Below are 19,352 nucleotides of genomic sequence, written 5' to 3' on the forward strand. Positions count from 1 at the left end.
CACGACTATTCACTTGTTGTAATGGTTGGGGCCTCGGAGAATTCTCGGTGTGACTACCGCTCTCCGTTTGCGTCCCCGTGCCCTCGTCAGCCCCTCCTTCAGCGTCGCGTCCGTGGATCCGCGACTGCTGGTGCTGGCGGGTGCGGTGGCGACTTCGCTGACCGGCAGTCTCATCAAGCTGTCCGGGGTGGAGCCGGCCACGTCGACGTTCTTCCGGTGTGTGCTGGCGCTGCCCATCCTCGGTCTTTTTGCGCTGCAAGAGTTTCGGCGGTACGGCGGGATTCCGCGTCGGGTGATCGGCGCCCAGGTGCTCGGCGGCATGATGCTCGGCGTCGACTTCGCGCTGTGGGCGCGATCGATCCACCTGATCGGCGCCGGAATCTCCACCGTCGTCGTCAACGTGCAAGTCGTCGTCGTGCCACTGCTCGCGTGGGTCTTCTTCCGTGCGCGGGTGCCGGTCCGGTTCGTCGTGGCGGTTCCCTTCCTGTTCGCCGGTGTGGCTCTCGCCGGCGGAATCCTCGGCGGCAGCGGCGACGGCGATCAGCTGTTCCTCGGAACTCTGCTGTCGCTGGCGGCGGGCGTGGCCTACGGGATCTACATCTTCGTCATCGGCCGCGCCGGATCCGCACACCGGGCGTCGTCGCAGGTGTTCGTGTCGACGATCGCCGCGGGCATCGTCGGGACCGCCGTGGGATCGCTGTGGGGAACGGTGGACCTCACACCGGGATGGCCCGCGCTGGGATGGCTGGCGGCGCTGTCGCTCAGCAGCCAGGTGCTCGGCTGGGTCCTCATCGGATTCGCCCTGCCGCGGCTCGCCGCCGAGGTGGGCGCCACGTTGCTGCTGCTCCAGCCGGTGCTGGCGATGCTGTTCTCCATCGCGATCGTGCACGAGCGTCCCAGCATCGGGCAGTTCGCCGGCTGCGCACTCGTCGTCGCAGCGGTGTGGGTGGTCACCCACGTGAAGGCGGCGGACCGGCGTCCGGTGACCGCGCGAATCGCCGAATGACGCAGGGTGCGGCGTCTGCCCAGGTGTTTCACCCCGTCCGCAGTGTGGGTTCGTCGGCGGGCGGTTCGGGTGGGTGCTGTCGCTGCTTCGCCGAGTACAGCTCGCGGTCGGCGGTTCGATAGAGCGCGGTGAGTGGGTCGGCCTCGCCGGTGCACGACGCGCAGCCGAAGCTGAACGGGGTCGGGCTCTGCCGGGCGAGTTGCGCCATCACGCCGGGCAGCTCGGCGTGATGCTCGCCGACCACGCAGGTGACGAACTCGTCGCCGCCCACCCGGGCGAGAAGGGCGCCGCGGGGCATGTGCTCGGCGAGGTAGTTCGCGAGGTCGACGAGAACAGCGTCGCCCGCGGCGTGGCCGTAGTGATCGTTGGTCGACTTGAACTGGTCGACGTCGATGAGGACCAACGTCACGGAGACCTGTCCGGTGCCCGCGCCTTCGAGGGCGTGCCGGAACGCGAGCTCGAAACCGGCGCGGTTGAGCAGGGCCGTCAGTCCGTCGGTGCTGGCCGATTCGATCAGGGTCCGGGTGAGGGACCCGAACATCTCGGCCGCACCGAGTACGCAGGTGACGGCCACGACGAGAACGGCGGCCTTCACCGTTACCGTGTCCACCTCGACCGGCACCAGCGTCAACGCGGTGGGTGCGACGACGACTCCGACCACCATCAACCCGGTGAGGCATCCGACGAGGAGCCGCGACTGCCGCTTCGGGTAGAACACGACGAAATACATCGCCAGGAACATCGCCGCGATCGCGCAGAGGAGTTGGGCCACGGCGAGAACGAGACCGGACATCACGATCGGAGTGGCGAGCAGTGCCGCCGTGGTGCAGACCTGGTAGGCCCGTCGGCTCGGCCTGCGCCCGCCCCGGTGCAGCACGACGAGTGCGAACACTCCGAGAAGAACGCCGGCCGTGCGAGCGGCGACGGTCTCCGGCCGGATCGACAACCCGACCATGGGAGGGAGGACGAACCCCGCCAGATGCAGCGCAGTCGTGATCCACAGGTAGCGGCGCAGGATGCGCGGCTGATAGTCCTGCAGGACCGTGTCGACGGACGAAGCAGCGAGGGGCCTCACCCTCGCAATTATCCAGGACCGGTCCCGGATGGGGCGGGTCTCTCGTGACCGCCCCTTCCGGGAGGGCGGGTCAGCTGGGTGTGGACGCGGGGACCGGCACGGCGTCGTCGTGCCACGGCGGTGTCTGGATGCCCCCGCCGCCGTACATCGGGAGCCGGATCCCGTCGCCGTGCCGGGCGATCTGGTCCCAGGGGCGGTTGAGGCCGAACGTGCCGTACGTGCGGACCCGGGTCACGGCGTCGAGGTCGAGGGTGTCGACGAGCACTTCTTCGCCCGACCCGGCCTGCTGGCGGACGATGCCCTCGGGGTCGACGACGACGCTGGCGCCGACCCCGGCCGGGTCGGCGCCGTTCACGTTGACGACGTAGACCTGGTTGGTCCACGCGTTGGCGCGGGAGCAGACGAGTTCCATCTCGCGGTCACGGGTGGTGGTGAGGGTGGGTTGGATGATCACTTCCGCCCCGAGCCAGGCCAGTTGGCGTGCAGTCTCCGGGAAGGAGCCGTCGTAGCAGATCGCCAGGCCGATCCGGCCGGTGCCGGGGATGTCGAAGACGACGAACTCGCTTCCGGGTGCGGTCTGCTCGTACGGCTGCCAGGGGAAGACCTTGCGGTAGCGGGCCACCACCTCGCCGAGCGGCGACACGGCGATGGCGGTGTTGTAGATCCTGTCGTCGTCGCCGCGCTCGTAGAGGCTTCCGGGCACCAGCCACAGGCCGGTTTCCTCGGCGAGTGCGCAGATCCGGTCGATGTGGGGGCCGGCGAGTGGCAGCGCCACCTGGTCCATCCAGTCGGCGCGGGCCTGCAGGAGAGGCGCCTCCGCGGCCAGCACGAGTTCGGGGACCACGACGAGTTCGACGTGCGGGAAGGTGTCGCGCACGGCGCGGACCTGGTCGGCGAACCGCTGCCAGGTGGCCTCCACGTCGAACGGGACCGGGGCGGTCTGGATGGCGGCGATGGTCAGTGTGCGCATGGGTTCAGTCCTCTGTGACGGTCAGTTCGGTGACGGCGGTGCGGCCGTCTCGGAAGAAGCGGCGGAAACGGGTGCGGACGAGCAGCATCACCACGGCGCCGACGGCGATCGAGCCCACACCGAGCAGGAACACCCCGCCGATGCCGTGGAACGAGGTCGCCCCGTAGCCCGGGTCGAGCATGTCGTGGGCGCTGCGCGCGAAGGCGGCGAGCATGATCGTCCCGCCCAGTGCGGGCAGGATTCCCCGGAGGAACAGGTCGCGCGGCGAGTCGGTCAGGCGGTGGCGGAAGTACCAGACACAGGCGAGACCGGTGACGCCGTAGTAGAACGCGATGAGCAGTCCGATCGAAAGGATCGCGTCGCCGAGGAAGTTGCCGGAGACGAGCGTGAGGACGGTCAGCAGGACCGCGGCGGTCGCACCGAAGAACACGGTGGCGAACGCGGGCGTGCGGTAGGTGGGGTGGATTCGGGTGAAGGCGCGGGGCAGTGCGCCGTGGGCGCCCATGGAGAGGGTGGCGCGTGAGCTGCCGATGACACACGTGAGCAGCGCCGAGATCGCCGACACGCAGATGGCGAGTTCGACCACCTTCGACAGGCCCGCGCCGAGTACCGGCGGCCCGAGCGTGGCGAGTACGTCCCCCGCGTTGTCGGGATTGCCCAGGCCCAGCCCGTCGGTGCCGATGCCGGCGAAGCTGATCGCGGCGAATCCGGTGAAGAGGTACGTGCCGAGCAGGACGAGGGTGGAGATCACGGCGGCCTGACCGGGGATGCGGTCGCTGTCACGGGTTTCCTCGTTGACGGTGATCAGCGCGTCCCATCCCCAGTAGATGAACAGGCACAGCAGCACCGCCTCCGCGAAGGGGCCGAAGCCGCCGAACGCGAACGGGTTCAGCCAGGACAGGCTCGGTGCGGAGGCGCCGGTGCGGGCGAACGCGGCCGCTCCGAACCCGAACAGGGCGACCAGTTGCAGCCCCAGCAGCACGTACTGCACGGACGCGGCCAGTTGCAGCCCGCGGTAGGCGATGGTGGTGACCGCGGCGACGATCAGGACCGCGGTGACGATCACGGCGACGTTGTCGGACGCCAGCGAATCCAGGCCGAGCAGGGTCAGGAGGTACCCGGCTCCGACTCGGGCGAGTGCCGTCATCGCGATGAGGGTCGCGATCTGCACCACCCAGCCGCCGGAGAGCCATCCCGTGTGCGGACCGAACGCGCGGGTGGTCCAGACGAACGTGGTGCCGCAGTCCGGCATCTCCCGGTTCAGCTCGCGAAAAGCGAACGCGGTCAGAAGGATCGGCACGAAACCGAGGAGCAGGGCGGCGGGGGCGAGGTTTCCGACGACCATCGTCACGAAACCGAGCGTGACCGCGATGCTGTACGCCGGCGCGACCGAGGACAGGCCGAGCGCGACTGCGGCGAGCAGACCCACGGAGCCGCCCCGCAGTCCCTTTCCGGTGGGTGCTGGTGGTGGGTCGAGACTCGTCTCGGCGTCGGTGGGATTGGTCGACACGGTGACTCCTGAGATCGGGTTGGATTCTTTAAATAGAAATTTAAGAACAGTGTGATCTACCTGTCAATAACTGGGCAGGTATTGTCTAAATCTCCATATAGAAACCGGTAAGGATGGAGCGAGGGCGTGGCACGGAAGAAGGATCAGGGGGCCCGCCGGGCCGAACTCGGTGAGGCCGTCCAGCGGGCGGTGCTCGCGCGCGGACTGGAGGGGGTGCGTCTGCGTGACATCGCGGAGCAGGCCGGGGTCACCCCTGCGGCGGTGCTCTACTACGGCGACCTGGACGCGTTGATCTACGAGACGTATCAGCGGGCCATCGAGCGGTTCAGTCAGGAGCGCGAGCGCGTCGCCGACCAGTTCCCCGACGCGCGCGACCGCCTCCGGGCCTGCATCGACCACGGCGTCGCGAGCGGACCGGACGACGAACTGGTCCGACTGCTGTTCGAATGCTGGCCGAGATCGCTGCGCGACGCCAAGGCGGCGGCCCTGGACAGTTCGCTGACCGAGCGCCAAATCGCCGTCTACTACGGCATTCTCGTCATCGGTCAGACTCAGGGTCACTTCACGCTCACCGACCCGCCGCGCCTGCTCGCAGCGAACTTCGTGGCCATGGAGGACGGCTACCAGATGGAGGTGCTGGCCGGACGTCGCAGCCGTGGCGAGGTGATCGCCAGCCTCCACTCCTACGCGCGCGCGGCCACCGGCCACGATCTGAGCGGCTAGGCCGAGTGTGGGGAACTGTGAGTAACGGATAGGTTGGGTGCGCGTCGCCAGGCCCGGCCGCCGAGCACCGACAAGGAGCCTCCCATCAAGATCCTGCAGAACGTCTCTTCTCCGGCCTAACGACTGCCAGTGGATTTCGGAGAGGGCGGTGGCGTCCCGGCTCGAGCGTTGCAGCGATATCCTGGTAGGACGTTTTCGTGAGGTGAGCGCCGTGCTGCATCGTCAAGGGTGTCTCGTATCGGGTGAATCGGCGTAGCCGATGGTTGATGCCGATCCGTACCGGACACAGCGCGCGGTGGATGCTTCAGTCACAGCGGAGCTAGCAGCCGCCGGGCTCGAAGACGCCCAGGAAATCGGCCGCGGTGGCTTCGGCGTTGTCTACCGGTGTGTCCAGACTGAGCTGGACCGAACGGTCGCGGTGAAGGTCCTCACCGCCGACATGGAAGCGGAGAACCGGGCACGATTCTTCCGGGAACAGCAGGCGATGGGCAGGTTGACCGGCCACCCGAACATCGTCCCTGTCCTGCAAGCCGGTGCCACCGCCACCGGCCGCCCCTACATCGTCATGCCCTATCACCCGCAGGACTCCTTGCAGGTGCGGATCCGAGACCACGGTCCCCTGCCATTGGGCGACGCGCTGCGGCTCGGAGTAAAGCTGGCTGGCGCGGTGGAGACGGCGCACCGGCTCGGCATCCTGCACCGCGACGTGAAACCGGCGAACATCCTGCTCACCGACTACGGCGAACCCGCGCTGACCGACTTCGGTATCGCGCACATCTCCGGAGGATTCGAGACGACCACCGGCACCGTGACCGGCTCGCCGGCATTCACCGCGCCCGAAGTGATCGCGGGCGATCCGCCGACCTCCAGTTCGGATATCTACGGTCTCGGGGCGACGCTGTTCTGCGCGCTCACCGGCCACGCCGCGTTTGAACGGCGCAGCGGTGAACAGCTGGTTGCCCAGTTCCTGAGGATCACAACACATCCGGTGCCGAATTTACGTGAGCAGGGAATCTCCGCCGACGTGGCGGAAGTGATCGAGCGGGCGATGTCGACGAATCCGGACGACCGCCCGTCCGCCGTCCAGCTCGGCGACGAACTCCGCGAGATCCAGCTCCACCGGGGATTTGCGGTCGACGGAATGGCCGTGCAGGGCGTTACGGGGTCCTCGCCGCGGAAACTGCCGAACTCTGTCGTGCAGCGCCTGACGATGGCGCGCACCGTCGGGGACGTCAAGACGAATATTTGCCTGGAACTCACCAGTTTCGTCGGCCGACGGAACGAGGTGACAGAACTCAAGAACCTGTTGTCGGATTCTCGTTTGGTGTCGCTCACCGGGATCGGTGGTGTGGGGAAGACGCGTCTGGCGTTGCGGGTCGCGACCATCACGCACCGCGATTACGCCGACGGAGTGTGGCTCGTGGAGCTGGGCGAGCTGCGTGACGAGTCGTTGCTCGTCGACATGGTCGCCGCATCTCTCGGATTGGGTGATCACTCGGCCAGGCCGTTGATCGACGTGCTGGTGGAGTTTCTGGTGCCGCGCGAGCTGTTGCTGGTCTTCGACAACTGCGAGCACGTCCTCGGCGGGGCCGCGGGGTTGGCCGAGACGCTGCTGCGGACGTGTCCGGGATTGCGAATCCTCGCCACCAGCCGCGAGCCACTCGGTATCGGCGGGGAATCACTGCTCCGGGTGCCCCCGCTCACTGTCCCCGACCCCGACGGACGGCCCTCCCTGCAGGGGCTGCCCAGCTACGATGCGGTGACCTTGTTCGCCGATCGCGCAGCCGCAGCTGTGCCCGGATTCGAGCTCACCGAGGACAACGGTGTCGCGGTCGCCGGGATCTGCCATCGCCTGGACGGATTGCCGCTGCCGATCGAACTGGCGGCGACACGGTTGCGGGCGATGTCGCCCGAGCAGATCCTTGCGCGGCTGACCGACCGTTACACGCTGCTGACCCGCGGCAGCCGAGGCGCACCCTCTCGTCAGCAGACCCTTCGGCTGTGTATCGATTGGAGCTACGATCTGTGCACCCCGCAGGAGCAACAGTTGTGGTCTCGGTTGTCCGTGTTCGCCGGTAGCTTCGAACTCGATGCGGTGGAACAGGTCTGCGGGAATGGCCTGGCATCGTCGGATCCGCTTGACGCCGTGACCTCCCTGGTGGACAAATCGATCGTGATCCGGGTGGAATCCGGCTCGGCCGTGTGCTTTCGGCTGCTCGAGACCCTGCGAGAGTACGGGCATGAGAAGCTCCAGGCCACCGAGGAGTATGTCGAACTGCGTCGACGGCACCGCGACTGGTATGAGCAACTGACCGCCGAGGCTGAAGCCGAGTGGATCAGCTCCCGGCAACTGGACTGGATCGCACGATTCGAGCGAGAACAAGCGAATCTGCGGGAGGCGATGGAGTTCTGCGTGTCCGACAGCCCCAACATCGGACTTCGCATCGCCGCGAGCTTGCTCCCCTTCTGGCTCTCCCGGAGCTTGCTCAGCGAGGGGCGATTCTGGCTGGGCCGCGTCCTTGCACACTTTCCAGCGGAGCCGACCCTGGAGCGAATCAAAGCGGTGTACGCCGGCAGCGTCCTGGCCGAATTGCAGGGCGACCTCTCCGCGGGGGCCGCACTGGTGGAGGAGGGCCGCAGGCTGGCCGAACAGACAACCGACGCGGTGAGCCACGCATACATCGAGTACGCGGACGGCCTTCTCGCCCTTTTCAGGGGTGATCCCACACGCGCCTGCGCGCGACTGGAAAGCGCCGGCACCGTTTTCGGCACACAGGAGGACGTTTCACACGTCGGGGTGCTGCACCGGCTGGGGATGGCCTACGAACAACTCGGCGAATCCCAGCGGGCGAGTGACTGTTACGAACAGATCGTCGCGATCACACAGGCGCACGGTGAATCGATGTACCAGTCGTTCGCGCTCTGGGCCATGGGTGACGCGGTGTGGCGCCACGGTGATACCGATCGGGCAGTTCGGCTACTCGAACAGTCATTGCAGTTGACCAGGCGGGTGAATACCCCGCGCACCGCCATCGCGTGCCTCGAGACACTGGGCTCGATCGCCGCCGAAGCGCATGACGCGCGACGCGCGGTCATCCTGATGGCGGCCGCCGACGAACTCGGACGCACCGTGGGCAGCCCCACGGTGGGGTTCCCCCAATTACTCGTCTCCCGCGAGGAGTCCGAACAGAATGCCTATGGAGCGCTCGGCAAGAGCTCCATGGAGGCGGCGCGCCGAGAGGGTCGGCGCTTGGGCTTTGACGCCGCCATCGCCTATGCCCTCGGCGAACGGCTCCCGGACGCCACGTCGGATACCTCAGTGAAACTGACCAAACGTGAACGGCAGGTCGCCGAACTGATCGCCGCCGAAGGCCTGACCAACAGGGCGATCGCCGCCCGACTGGTGATATCACCCCGCACTGCGCAAGGTCACGTGGAGCACCTACTCACCAAACTCGGTTTCACCTCCCGCGCGCAGATCGCAGCGTGGGTCGTCGAGCAGGACCGGCAACCATGACACACGAAATGAATGAAGACGGAGACGGGGATTTCCTCGATCCCCTGCCCCGGTAGATATTCTGCAGTTGCGGATCTATCTATCCGCGCCAAAGCGAGGAAGGGATGAGTGCTGCTGGGCGACCGGTAATCTGGTCGCCCAGCAGGCCACCGGGTGTCAGGCCGGGCGGTCGCCTCTGAGGGTGACGCGGTGCATGCGCCTGTAGTGCGGGTGATAGTCGCCGACCGCGTAGTGTTGCGTCGACCGGTTGTCCCAGATCACGAGGGAGTTCGGTTCCCAACGGAATCGGACCTGATATTCCGGGGTCTTGGCGAGGCCCGTGAGCATGTTTCGTAGCGAGTCACTCAGCTGCGGAGGAACCCCCGAGATGCGTGAGGTGAACAACTCGTTGACGTAGACAAGTCTGCGACCGGTTTCTGGATGCTTGCGCACGACGGGATGGGTCATCGGAGGATACTTTCGGCGTGTTTCCTCGTACCGTGCTTCCCCGTCATCTCCTTGGCGGACGACGCCGGTCAGTTCCTTTTCCCAATCGTGCACGGCCTCGAGCCCGTCGATGAGGTTCTTCATCGTCTCCGGTAGCGCGTCATACGCGGCAGTCATGCTCGACCACAGTGTGTCACCACCGCAGGGCGGGATGTCCTGGGCGTGGAGGCAGGTCGCGGAATTTGGAGTCGCCTGCCAGGTCAGATCGGAGTGCCAGACGTCGGTTCCGGCTGCGCGACCGCGAGATTCGAGCACCTCGATGAACGGGTTTCCCGGAAGGGAGGGAAAGAATGCACTTACTTCCTGGGGGTCTCCGAACACCTTCGCGAATCGGAGCTGATCTTCTGGCTCGAGGTGCTGATCGCGAAGAAACAGGACTTCGTGTTCCAGGAAGGCTGTGCGCAGTTCGGTCTGGCACTGCGGTGTGATCTCGTCACGAAGATCCAGGCCGTGGATGAACGCCCCGATGGTTGGTGTTGCGCGTTCCAGGGTGAATGTTTCGTATCGTGATTCATTGCTGCTCATAGGGTTTCCTTCCGTCAGCGTGTTATCTGTTACTAGATGGGGGCGAATTCTGTGCCGCGGCGGGCGGAGCCTGAACCCCTAGAGCACAGGACGGTGAGCACCCCTTCTCCGAGAGGTTGTCCTTTCAGGAGTTGTGGGACCGATCAGAGTTCGCTGTCATTGTGAGTGCTTCCGTGCCCGAGAGGCGACGTCCATGAGGGGCATCACTCCGAGTAGGTGGGAGTGCGGAGCCCGCTCACGTTATCGGTGCCGATTCCGCTGTCGGCTTGCGTATCTTTTTTCCGGTTCGTCCGTCCGAGCACCAGTACGCAGACGAACGACAGTGCTGCGGTGACGAAGACATACAGGGAAATGGAGATGGACGCATGGGTTGCGCTGAGTAGTGTTCCGGCGATGAGCGGCGCGATGGCGCTGCCCAAGAGGTTGCCGAGGGTGGTGGCCAGCGACAGCCCGCTGTAGCGGACTCGTGCGTCGAACGCCTCGGAGAAGTATGCCGGCTGCAGCGCCCACGGGATGTATACGGCGATGGTCGCGGCGACGTAGCAGACAGCGATGAAGCCGTACGAGCCCGAGTCGAGCGCCCAGTAGAGGGGGAAGGCGAGAGAACCGATGAGGGCAAGGCCGAGCAGGAAGAGCCGTTGCCGGCCGAATCTGTCGGAGAGCGCACCTGCGATCGGGGTGACCACGAATCCGACCGCGGAGGTGACGATCACCAGAATCAGCATGGAACTTTGGCTCAGGCCGCCTGCCTCTTGCGTGTAGACGAAGTTGTACACGGTCAGGAGGTAGAAGAAGATGCCCGGCGACAGGCTGGCGCCGGCGACCAGGAGCACCTGCTTCGGATGTGTGCGAAGAACTTCGATGATCGGCAGGCGCACGACGGCGTGCACATCCTTGACCCGGTCGAACTCCGGACTCTCGGCGACCTGTACCCGGATGATCAGTCCGGTGATCACCAGTACCGCACTGAGGAGGAACGGAACACGCCACCCCCAGGCCATGAAGTGATCATCGGCCATTGCATCGAGGGGTAGGTACACGGTCATCGCCAGGATCAGTCCGACCGCCACCCCCGCCTGCGGCCAGCTGCCGAAGAAACCACGTCGGCTATCGGGGGAATGCTCCGTCGCCATGAGCGCAGCGCCACCCCATTCGCCGCCGAGCGCGAAGCCTTGCGTCAGTCGCAGCAGCACCAGCAGCACCGGAGCGAAGGCGCCGATGGTGGCATATGTCGGCAACAGGCCGATCAGTACGGTGGCGACGCCCATGATCAAGATGGTGACGACCATCATCGATTTTCGGCCCACCCTGTCCCCGAAGTGACCGAAGACGATGGCTCCGATCGGACGGGCGACGAAGCCGGCGGCGAAGGTCGAGAAGGCCAGCAGGGTTCCGATGGCCGGGTCGAAGCTGGGGAAGAAGTGATGGTTGAACACGAGCACGGCTGCGGTGCTGTAGATGAAGAAGTCGTACCACTCGATGGTTGTGCCGATCAGGCTCGCCAGTGCGACCTTCTTCGGCGAGCCTGCGCCCGCTGGTCGTGCGATTGCACCACCCATATTGTGCCTCCCGGCTATTTGACGAACATGGGTCACGCGGCGCGTGAACCCGTGGCGAATCAGAGCGTTTTAGGGCGCCTCTGTTTCTGAATAACGTGCACAGATCGAAACCACCAAATTACTTAAGTGGTCAATATCTTAATGCTGAGGCTAGTTGTGCGCAAGCTCTCATTTCTTAAAGTTTGAGCCCTCAACCTGCTGTTATGCCTAACCGCGAGACCGCAAGATTCAGACACTGAGTGACGAATGAAATAGAGCGGAAAATGGATTCCCCGGCCCGAAACGCCGCTACGCACCTCGGTGGAATCAGCCACGCATGGCCGGCACGAAGAAATAGACCGTGTGCACAGTTAACGATTTCCACTCGTGGGCGGAAAGCAAGAGAAATCCACGTCGGATTAATGTGCGAAACATGGTCAGCGGCAAGCTGGCACACCACGAACAGAAATGTCCGCAGAGATGCGGATCCTGGCGGGGTTGCCGGCACTCACCCGAGCCGCGCGGGGTGCGACCGTGTGGGACGTCAGCGTGGATTCGACCATCGCGCAGGCTCACCAGCATGCGGCGGGCGTGCGCTGGGCTCCCGAGGCGCAGTCCGTGCCGCCCGGCGAGGTCGAGATCGAGCCCGCCGACCACGCGTTGCGGCGCTCCCGAGATGGGTGGACCACCAGGACGCATCTGGCCTACCTGGCCTACCTGGCCGCAGCGGTCCCTGATCACCTCGGCCGCGGCGTCAGCGTAGTCGTCCAGGTCGAACCGACGTCCGGGATCCCCGCTGCGCCCGGATCCCGGGGCGTCCCACGCGAGCAGCCTCAGGGAACTGTTGAGCTCACCGAATTGTGGTGCGAAACTGTCGGCGCTACCACCGATTCCGCGCAGCAGGAGCACGGGACCGGTGCCAGCCCCGACTACGTGCGCCACGACGCCCGCCCGCTGTCTACCCGCCCGTTGGACGGCACCTTCCTCACCCCTGACTGATTGTGTCCACATGCATCGACCTCGACTTCGTGGGCCGGGAGTCCCGGTTGCGCAACTCGCGCTCAACCACTCTGAGTGGCGCACCTCACGAGAACTCGGTTTTGGCCGATTTCCATAATTTTTACGGCCATAATGTCCAATATGACCTCTCAGGCTGCAGCAGAACTGGACCTTGCAATTATCGGCGCGCTGCAGCTCAACCCCCGCGCTGACTGGGCGGACTTGGCGGAGGCACTTCAGTACTCGCCGAAGACACTCGCCCGAAGATGGAAGCTGTTGTCCGAGAGCGGCTCGGCATGGATCGCGGTGGCTCCGGGCCCGACCTTCCTGCAATTCGGATGTGCCGCATGGCTTGCGATCACCTGCAGACCCCAGAGCAAGCATGACGTTGCAGAAGCCCTGATTGCCGAACCAGCAGTCGACACGGTATCGAGCACATCCGGGACGTCGGACTTCCATGTGATCGTGTTCGTCTCCAGCATTGCCGACCTCACCCGTCTGCTCACCGACCGCATCGAGGTGATCGAAGGAATCAGGTCGGTGGCAACGACGGTCGTGCTCACCAACTACACAGAAGGCGCGCGGTGGCGCGTCCAGGCGTTAGACCTGGAACAGGCCAATCTTCTCCAATTGCCCCAGGCAGCGCCCACACGCAGGAAAACGATTCCATTCCTGGACGATCTCGATCGTTCTCTGCTCGGAGCTCTGGCGAAAGATGGGCGTCAAGCATGGACCACACTCGGCGAGCAATGCGATGTGACCGGACCGACCGCGCGACGCCGCGTCGAAAGGCTGATCGACGGGGGCCACGTGGCCCTGCGCTGCGAGGGAGCGAACACACTTGTCGGACCAGTCGTCGAGACGACTTTCATGATCACGACCGCACCGAGCGAGTTGAACACGGTCGGCAACCTATTGAGCCGGATTCCAAAATGCCGAATTGCAAACGCCACTACCGGAACCTCGACAATCGTCGCCACGATGTGGTTTCAGACGATCAGCGAGATCGCGCCATTCGCGGCTGCACTCACGCGAGAACTTCCGTCCATCACCATTTCGGACCGGTTCATCAGCCTCCACACATTCAAGAGGGCAGGACACGTCCTTGATCAGGATGGACGAACCACCGGATTGATCCCACGGGCCATCTTCTAGCGGGAACCGAACAACCCGTAACCAGCCGACACCCGGATCTCTTGGGGGTGACCGGTCATCGATCCGCTTCCGGAAGTTGAGTTGGGCGGCGCCGGCGGTGTTGGTTGTGGTGTTCGGGTTGGTGACGGTTCCGTGGCGTGCTGCCCGCCAATTCGCCGTTCCGTTTGTGCTGGCGTTGCGCCGATCGCCGCGCCGGCGGCGTGGTTCGTCATCGGGGTGGACCTGTTTTTCACCCCGGATTGAGCTCGCCGGTGCCACTCGGGCGGCGCGTGAGTTGCTGCTGGGGCTGTTCGACGGTCCGCCCGTCGGGACCTATGTCGAGGGCCGCGACGATCGGCCTTGGCTGTACCCCGAGGTTTAGGTCGTGTTTCAAAGGTGGTTCGGCTGTGAGTTTTCGATCAAGTGGGTGTGTCGGTGCCGCCCAGCGTCGCGGTGCCGGGGCGGGCGGACGTTACCGACGTGCAATGGGCGCGGTTGGTGCCGCTGCTGCCTCTGGGTAGGAGGGCGGGCCGTTCGCCGAAGTGCACGAAACGGCAGCTCATCGACGGGATCCGGTGGCGGATTCGGGCGGGTACGACATGGCGGGATGTGCCGGCCCGGTACGAGCCGTGGCACGGTGTACTTGTTCCGGTGTTGGCGGCGGGCGGGGGTGTGGGTGCGGCGCCGAAGTGTCGCTGCGACGCAGGAACAGCGACGTTGCGCGTGAGGATGCCGCCGTCGGGTCCTGCTCCTGTCGACGTTCCGGTCGTCGGCGTCTGTGCCGACGACCGGTGGTCTGAGGTCCGGTTGAATTCAGGCGTGCGACAACGGCGGGAGACCGGGTACGCCGCCGGTTGAGAGTGCACGAAAGACGCGTTCTGGTGTCATCGGCAACTCGGTAAGCTGGGCACCGACCGCGTCGGCGATGGCCTGGGCAATTGCCGGGGCGATGGGGAGCATGCCGCCCTCCCCCATGCCTTTGGCGCCGAAGGGGCCGGCGCCGTGTCCCTGCTCCTGGGTGATCGAGACGAACCGCTCGGGGAGGTCCTCCGCGAGTGGGACGCGGTACAGCAGGGCCTCGGCGTTGAGAAGTTCACCGTTCTCGTAGCGCATTTCCTCGAACAGGGCCTGCGCGAGTCCAAGTATGGCGGCGCCTTCATCCTGACCGCGGCAGCCGATCTTGTTGATCACCTTGCCCGCGTCTCCACTGACCGCGAGCTGAAGGACCGTAACCCTACCGGTCTCCGGGTCGACTTCGACCTCGGCTGCCGCCCACCCGATCTCGTAGAAGACACACCGGGCGGCCAATGGCGCATCGGCATCATTGCGCACCTTGTAATAGCCGTCGGCCGAGAACTCGAACCCGGTGTGGCCGAAGAACTCCATGATCCGCTCGAAAAGCGGATATACCTCGCCTGTGGGGGTGCGCACCGTCCAGTCGTCGAGCACTGAGGTGGCCGGGTCGATGGCGAACTGTTCACCGGCCCACTCGAGCACTTGTCTACGCAGGTTCTCCGCCGCGTTCCGGACGGCCTGTCCCATCACCACCACGCCGGACGAGGCGTTGGTGCCCTGATCGAAGGGGGTGTGGTCGGTGTCGATGCGCGTGTACACGACGCGGTCGCGGCTGGTGCGCAGGACGTCGGCGACGATCTGGGACATCGCGGAGTGCCCGCCCTGGCCCATTTCGGTGAGCGCGCAATTGAGGAAGACGTCGCCGTTGGCGGTCACCTTGACCCGCGCCATCGCGGGCTTGTTGCCGCCGCCACTGTCCTTGAGCCCGACGCATACCCCCATGCCGCGGTTTCCGCTGCGATCCCTGGAGTGGTAGCCGATAGCGTCCGCGACCAGACGCATTCCTTCGGCGAGGTCGGAGTCGATCCCCGCATCCCCGGGGACGAATTCTTCGCCGAGCTTTTTGAGGTTTTTCAGCCGCAGTGCGTAGGGATCGATGCCGAGTCGCTGCGCGATGAGGTCGATCTGACGTTCGCCGGCCCACGTGGTCTGGGTGGCCCCGAAGCCGCGCATGGCGCCGGCGGGCACAGTGTTCGTGGTAACCGCCTTGCAGACGGTGTCGATGTGCTGCCAGCGGTACGCGCCCGGCATCCGGTAGCCGGCCTTCTCCGCCACCGCCGGACTGTGTTCGGCGTAGGCCCCGCTGTCGAGGAGCACCGTCGATTTGCGGGCGACAAAGGTGCCGTCCGCCTTGACGCCGGCCTTGACGATCAGCTTCGCCGCGTGCTGCGACACGGTGAGGAAGCCCTCTTCCGTGCTCATGCAGAACCGCACCGGCCGGCCGCCGCTGAGCTGGGACAGGCGGATGGCGACCGGGTCGGCCTTCGGGCCGTTCTTCGCGCCGAACGCGCCGCCGAGCAGGGCGACGTGCACCCGGATCCGGTTTTCGGGGAGGTTGAATACGTGCCCGAGTTCCTGGCGGAGGTTGAACGGGCTCTGCGTCGCCGTCCAGACCTCGATCTGTTCGTCGGTTGCCTCCGCGACCGTGACGAACGGTTCGAGATGCATGTGGTTCATCCGGGAGAAAAGGAAGGTGTCCTCGAAGATGTGGTCGCACTCCTCCCACACGTCCGGTGATCCAGTGCTGTAACGGAATTCGTAGCTGACATTGTGGTCGCTGCGCAGCGACGCCGACGCGCCGTTCCGGTACGGGGGCAACCCGCCGCGCGGCTCGAGCGGATGGATTGTCGGCGACGACGGATCGAGGGCCTCGTCGACGTCGAATACCGCCGGCAGGATCTCGTATTCGACCTGAATGAGGTCCAGTGCAGCCAGGGCCGTGCGCTCATCTACCGCAGCGACGGCGGCGACGATGTCGCCGACATAGCGGACGGTGTCGGTCGCGACGACCGGCTGGTCCTTGACCATGGTGCCGTAACACGCCAGGCCGTCGGTTTCGTTGCGCGTCAGTACCGCGGTGACGCCGTTCAGTGCCTCGGCGGCGCTCGCGTCGATGGACACGATACGAGCGTGCGCGTGCGGACTACGCAGCACCTTCGCGTGCAACATGCCCGGTCGCACGATGTCGGTGTTGTAGACCGCTTTGCCGGTCACCTTGACCGCGGCGTCCGCGCGCGGCAGATCGCGCCCGGTGACCCGCTTGTCCGGAGAGGCGGTCGGCAGCGAATACACGGTGTATCCGGTGCTCGCGGCGTCGGGGTGGACGTCGTGAGTGAAGGACTCGGCTGTCGTCGTCACGCGGATTCCCCGTTCGTCTCACCGGTCAGTTCGGCAGCGCGCTCGACCGATTCGAGGATCATCTCGTATCCGGTACAGCGACAGGTGTTGGAACTGATCCATTCGCGGATGGTGCCGCGATCGGGTTGTGGGTCCTGACGCAGCAGCCCGGTGGTGAGCATCAACATCCCGGACGTGCAGAAGCCGCACTGGAAACCCCCGCACTCGGAGAATGCACGTTGCTGCGGGGACAGCGCGCCGTCGGGCGCGGCCAACCCTTCCACTGTCTCGACCGAGGCGCCGTCGATGCTGAACGCGAAGGTCGAACAGGAGGCGACGGGCAGATCGTCCACGAGCACGGTGCACGCTCCACAGACCCCGCGCTCGCAGGAACCGCGAACGCCGTTGCAGCCGTGGTTGTTGCGCAGGACGTCGAGCAGGATGGCGTTGGCGGCGACGCGCACGGTCTGCTTGACGCCGTTCAGGGCGAACTCGATGCAGGTGTCGAGTTCACCGTCGGGGGCAGCGGATCGGTCGGTCTCGTGATCGGGGTACTCGGTCATCTCGTTGTCGTTCCCTTCAGCTGCGCACACGCCGCGGTGAGCAGGCGGCGCGTCAGCACACGCACCAGGTGCCGGCGGTACTCCGCCGAGCCGGTGTAATCGGCACAATCGTCCGGTAGCTGCTGGGCAAGCTGCGCGCTCACCTCGAGCGGATCGAGTTCGCGGGCGCCGGTGTCGGCCGTCAGAGCGAATCCGTGGCGGTATTCGGAGCCCGATTGCGCGCGCACCTGCAGGGTGCCGTCGGGGTTGCGGCGCACCGCGAGGGCCACTGTCGCCGTCGGACGCATCGAACGCTCATATCCGAACCAGACGAGGTCGTCCGTTCGTACGGTGATGTCGGTCAACAGACCTCGCTGATCGGTTCCGCTGTCCGCCCACAACGACGCGACCGGGCGGGAGAGCGCGCCGGCGTCGAAGACCAGGTCCGCGCCGAGCGCCCCGAGAAGCAGCGGCATCTCGTAGCGGTACCGCCGCGCCATCAGGTTTCCGCCGACGGTCGCGGTGTAGCGGATCCGAACCGTGGCGATCGACGCCCATGCCGCCGCGAGGTCCGGGATCGCGGTGCCGACGGTCTCGTCCGTCGCACCCATGTGGTGGGTCACCATCGGGCCGATATGAAGTACGCCGGCCTCGTGACTGATGGCGCGGAGCGCATCGACCTTCTGCAGCGACACCAACGTGTTTGGGGCGCACCCCTCACGGATCTGGGCGACCAGATCCGAGCAGCCCGCGGCGATGACGGCATCCGGATGTTCGGACACGATCGCGAGGGCGTCCTCGATGGTGGTGGGGCGATGGAGCCGGAAAGGGGCCATCGCGAATTGGGTCTGCGCCACCAACCCGGCGCCGAGGGCCTGGATGCGCATCAGCGGGCTCCCCGCACGAGTGTGCGGCGCGGTATGCCATAGCCGGTATGCATGTGGTGATTCACCCCTTGTAGGGCGCGCCTTTCCACGGCCGCGGAGACGACGTCGAGTGCGGCGCGGACGGCTACCGAACAGAATCCGGTGTAGACGAACCTACGCCGATTCCGGCCCTGAAGATGCTCGCGAACGACGATCGGATCTTCGTCACCAACACAGTCGCAGGAGTCGGCCGGGTCGGTGTGGCACAGCACGGTGTCCAAGGTGCCGCGCGAGGCGTTCCTGCCGTCAGCTGGATTCTGCTCGGGGGTCGCATCGCCGCGCAAGGGCAGGGCAGTCACTGTGCCGCCGCCCTCCGCAGCCACCGTGGCAAGGCCGCTCTTGTTCATGTGCCTCGTTCCATTCGAAAGGACAACGGATGACGGTCCAAGAAGACTCAGCGCAAAGTATCTTTGCTATAAGATAGTTCTACGTTCCTGGCTCCCCGAGGTCAATAGCGCGGCCAAAGTTGTCCGGCCCGGTCATTTCGAGGATTGCGGCACCTGGAGCACACCCCTCCCCGAAGAGTTGCAGGTCACAGTCCTGGTTAGCCCCTGAAGCGCCTTCACCGCTCAGGGTTGCAATAACGTCGGGAACGCACGGGGGATCACGGCAGATCTTCGGCGAGCACACCCCGGAGCGCTCATGTGGTTTCGACCCCCTACGCAGGCGCTGCACCGGCCGACTTTGCGGTGTTCTCCGATGCAGCAGCCTGTAAAGACCCCTCCAGAACGGACAGAAGATCGGCGAGCTGCTCGCGCTGACCACCCCCGAGTCCCCCCTGCATCCGGGCCAGTTCCGCGAAGTGTGCATCCGAAACAGCGTCGACAAGTTTGCGGCCCGCCCCGGTGAGCGTCACATACACCACGCGGGAGTCGATGTCATCGCGCTCACGTAGCACCAGGCCGGCCTCCTCGAGCCGGTTCACCCGCATTGTCAGGCCACCCGTTGTCACCAAGGTCTGTTTCGCCAGCTCCCCGGCAGTGCGCCGGAACGTTGGTTCCGCACGCCGAAGGCAGGCGAGAACGTCGAACCCCGCCTCGTTCGTCCCGAACCGTTCGAACAGCTCATTGATCTGAGCCCGGTACAGCAGAAAACTCCGATGCAGCCGTCCGAAAATCTCCAAAGCCGACACGTCCAGCTCGGGACGCGTCCGAGCCCACTGCCGGATGATCTCACCGACCCCATCCGCCCGATCCGATTCGGCCACTT

16 protein-coding genes are annotated in these 19,352 nt (G+C 65.6%); 6 read left to right on the plus strand and 10 right to left on the minus strand.

Translation table 11 applies throughout. From position 1 onward, the window contains the following. Positions 1–49 precede the first annotated feature (49 nt). A complete protein-coding gene (locus QM841_RS40880) occupies positions 50–1,006 on the plus strand; it encodes a DMT family transporter (RefSeq protein ID WP_283336483.1) in 957 nt (318 codons plus the stop codon). 28 nt (positions 1,007–1,034) lie between these two features. Here QM841_RS40880 and QM841_RS40885 read toward each other — a convergent pair whose 3' ends face one another. From QM841_RS40885 to QM841_RS40895, 3 genes are all read right to left on the minus strand, one after another. Next, positions 1,035–2,081 carry a GGDEF domain-containing protein gene (locus QM841_RS40885; RefSeq protein ID WP_283336484.1) on the minus strand — a complete coding sequence of 349 codons (1,047 nt, stop codon included), beginning with the start codon at positions 2,079–2,081 and terminating at the stop codon, positions 1,035–1,037. A gap of 70 nt (positions 2,082–2,151) precedes the next feature. Beyond that, positions 2,152–3,051, minus strand: a complete 900-nt coding sequence (locus QM841_RS40890; RefSeq protein ID WP_283336485.1) for a carbon-nitrogen hydrolase family protein — start codon at positions 3,049–3,051, stop codon at positions 2,152–2,154. A gap of 4 nt (positions 3,052–3,055) precedes the next feature. Further along, positions 3,056–4,561: an APC family permease gene (locus tag QM841_RS40895; RefSeq protein WP_283336486.1), complete on the minus strand. Its 1,506-nt coding sequence runs from the start codon at positions 4,559–4,561 to the stop codon at positions 3,056–3,058. Positions 4,562–4,687: 126 nt separating this feature from the next. Between QM841_RS40895 and QM841_RS40900 the strand changes: the two genes are divergently transcribed. Together QM841_RS40900 and QM841_RS40905 are read left to right on the plus strand one after the other, a co-directional pair. Beyond that, positions 4,688–5,284 (plus strand): TetR/AcrR family transcriptional regulator, encoded by a 597-nt coding sequence (locus QM841_RS40900; RefSeq protein ID WP_280784803.1) that lies wholly within the window; start codon positions 4,688–4,690, stop codon positions 5,282–5,284. 259 nt (positions 5,285–5,543) lie between these two features. Next, positions 5,544–8,801, plus strand: a complete 3,258-nt coding sequence (locus QM841_RS40905) for a protein kinase domain-containing protein (RefSeq protein ID WP_283336488.1) — start codon at positions 5,544–5,546, stop codon at positions 8,799–8,801. 156 nt (positions 8,802–8,957) lie between these two features. Here the strand turns inward: QM841_RS40905 and QM841_RS40910 are convergent, their stop codons facing one another. Both QM841_RS40910 and QM841_RS40915 read right to left on the minus strand, forming a co-directional pair. Then, on the minus strand, positions 8,958–9,812 hold the full coding sequence (locus tag QM841_RS40910) for a TauD/TfdA dioxygenase family protein (RefSeq protein WP_280784801.1): 855 nt from the start codon (positions 9,810–9,812) through the stop codon (positions 8,958–8,960). A gap of 203 nt (positions 9,813–10,015) precedes the next feature. Beyond that, positions 10,016–11,371: an MFS transporter gene (locus QM841_RS40915; RefSeq protein WP_283336489.1), complete on the minus strand. Its 1,356-nt coding sequence runs from the start codon at positions 11,369–11,371 to the stop codon at positions 10,016–10,018. A gap of 447 nt (positions 11,372–11,818) precedes the next feature. Here QM841_RS40915 and QM841_RS40920 point away from each other — a divergent pair, with 447 nt between their 5' ends. From QM841_RS40920 to QM841_RS43695, 3 genes are all read left to right on the plus strand, one after another. After that, positions 11,819–12,349, plus strand: coding sequence for a transposase (locus QM841_RS40920; RefSeq protein ID WP_283336491.1), 531 nt, complete (start codon positions 11,819–11,821; stop codon positions 12,347–12,349). A gap of 141 nt (positions 12,350–12,490) precedes the next feature. Continuing rightward, positions 12,491–13,504 (plus strand): Lrp/AsnC family transcriptional regulator, encoded by a 1,014-nt coding sequence (locus QM841_RS40925; RefSeq protein WP_280784798.1) that lies wholly within the window; start codon positions 12,491–12,493, stop codon positions 13,502–13,504. A 477-nt stretch (positions 13,505–13,981) separates the two neighbouring features. Next, positions 13,982–14,341 carry a transposase gene (locus QM841_RS43695; protein WP_477953805.1) on the plus strand — a complete coding sequence of 120 codons (360 nt, stop codon included), beginning with the start codon at positions 13,982–13,984 and terminating at the stop codon, positions 14,339–14,341. Here the strand turns inward: QM841_RS43695 and QM841_RS40930 are convergent. From QM841_RS40930 to QM841_RS40950, 5 genes are all read right to left on the minus strand, one after another. Next, entirely contained in the window at positions 14,297–16,696 is a 2,400-nt protein-coding gene (locus QM841_RS40930) for a xanthine dehydrogenase family protein molybdopterin-binding subunit (protein WP_009477005.1), read from the minus strand. The genes QM841_RS43695 and QM841_RS40930 overlap by 45 nt on opposite strands. After that, entirely contained in the window at positions 16,693–17,238 is a 546-nt protein-coding gene (locus QM841_RS40935; RefSeq protein ID WP_280784797.1) for a (2Fe-2S)-binding protein, read from the minus strand. The genes QM841_RS40930 and QM841_RS40935 overlap by 4 nt, the downstream gene beginning before the upstream one ends. Beyond that, a complete protein-coding gene (locus QM841_RS40940) occupies positions 17,235–18,104 on the minus strand; it encodes an FAD binding domain-containing protein (protein ID WP_009477007.1) in 870 nt (289 codons plus the stop codon). The genes QM841_RS40935 and QM841_RS40940 overlap by 4 nt, the downstream gene beginning before the upstream one ends. Continuing rightward, entirely contained in the window at positions 18,104–18,490 is a 387-nt protein-coding gene (locus tag QM841_RS40945; protein WP_283336494.1) for a hypothetical protein, read from the minus strand. Before QM841_RS40945 ends, QM841_RS40940 begins: the two co-directional genes overlap by 1 nt. Positions 18,491–18,801: 311 nt before the next feature. Beyond that, positions 18,802–19,350 carry a MarR family winged helix-turn-helix transcriptional regulator gene (locus QM841_RS40950; protein WP_283336495.1) on the minus strand — a complete coding sequence of 183 codons (549 nt, stop codon included), beginning with the start codon at positions 19,348–19,350 and terminating at the stop codon, positions 18,802–18,804. Positions 19,351–19,352 lie beyond the last annotated feature (2 nt).

The organism is Rhodococcus sp. IEGM 1307 (genome assembly GCF_030056915.1).
GTDB classification, from domain to species: domain Bacteria; phylum Actinomycetota; class Actinomycetes; order Mycobacteriales; family Mycobacteriaceae; genus Rhodococcus_F; species Rhodococcus_F opacus_D.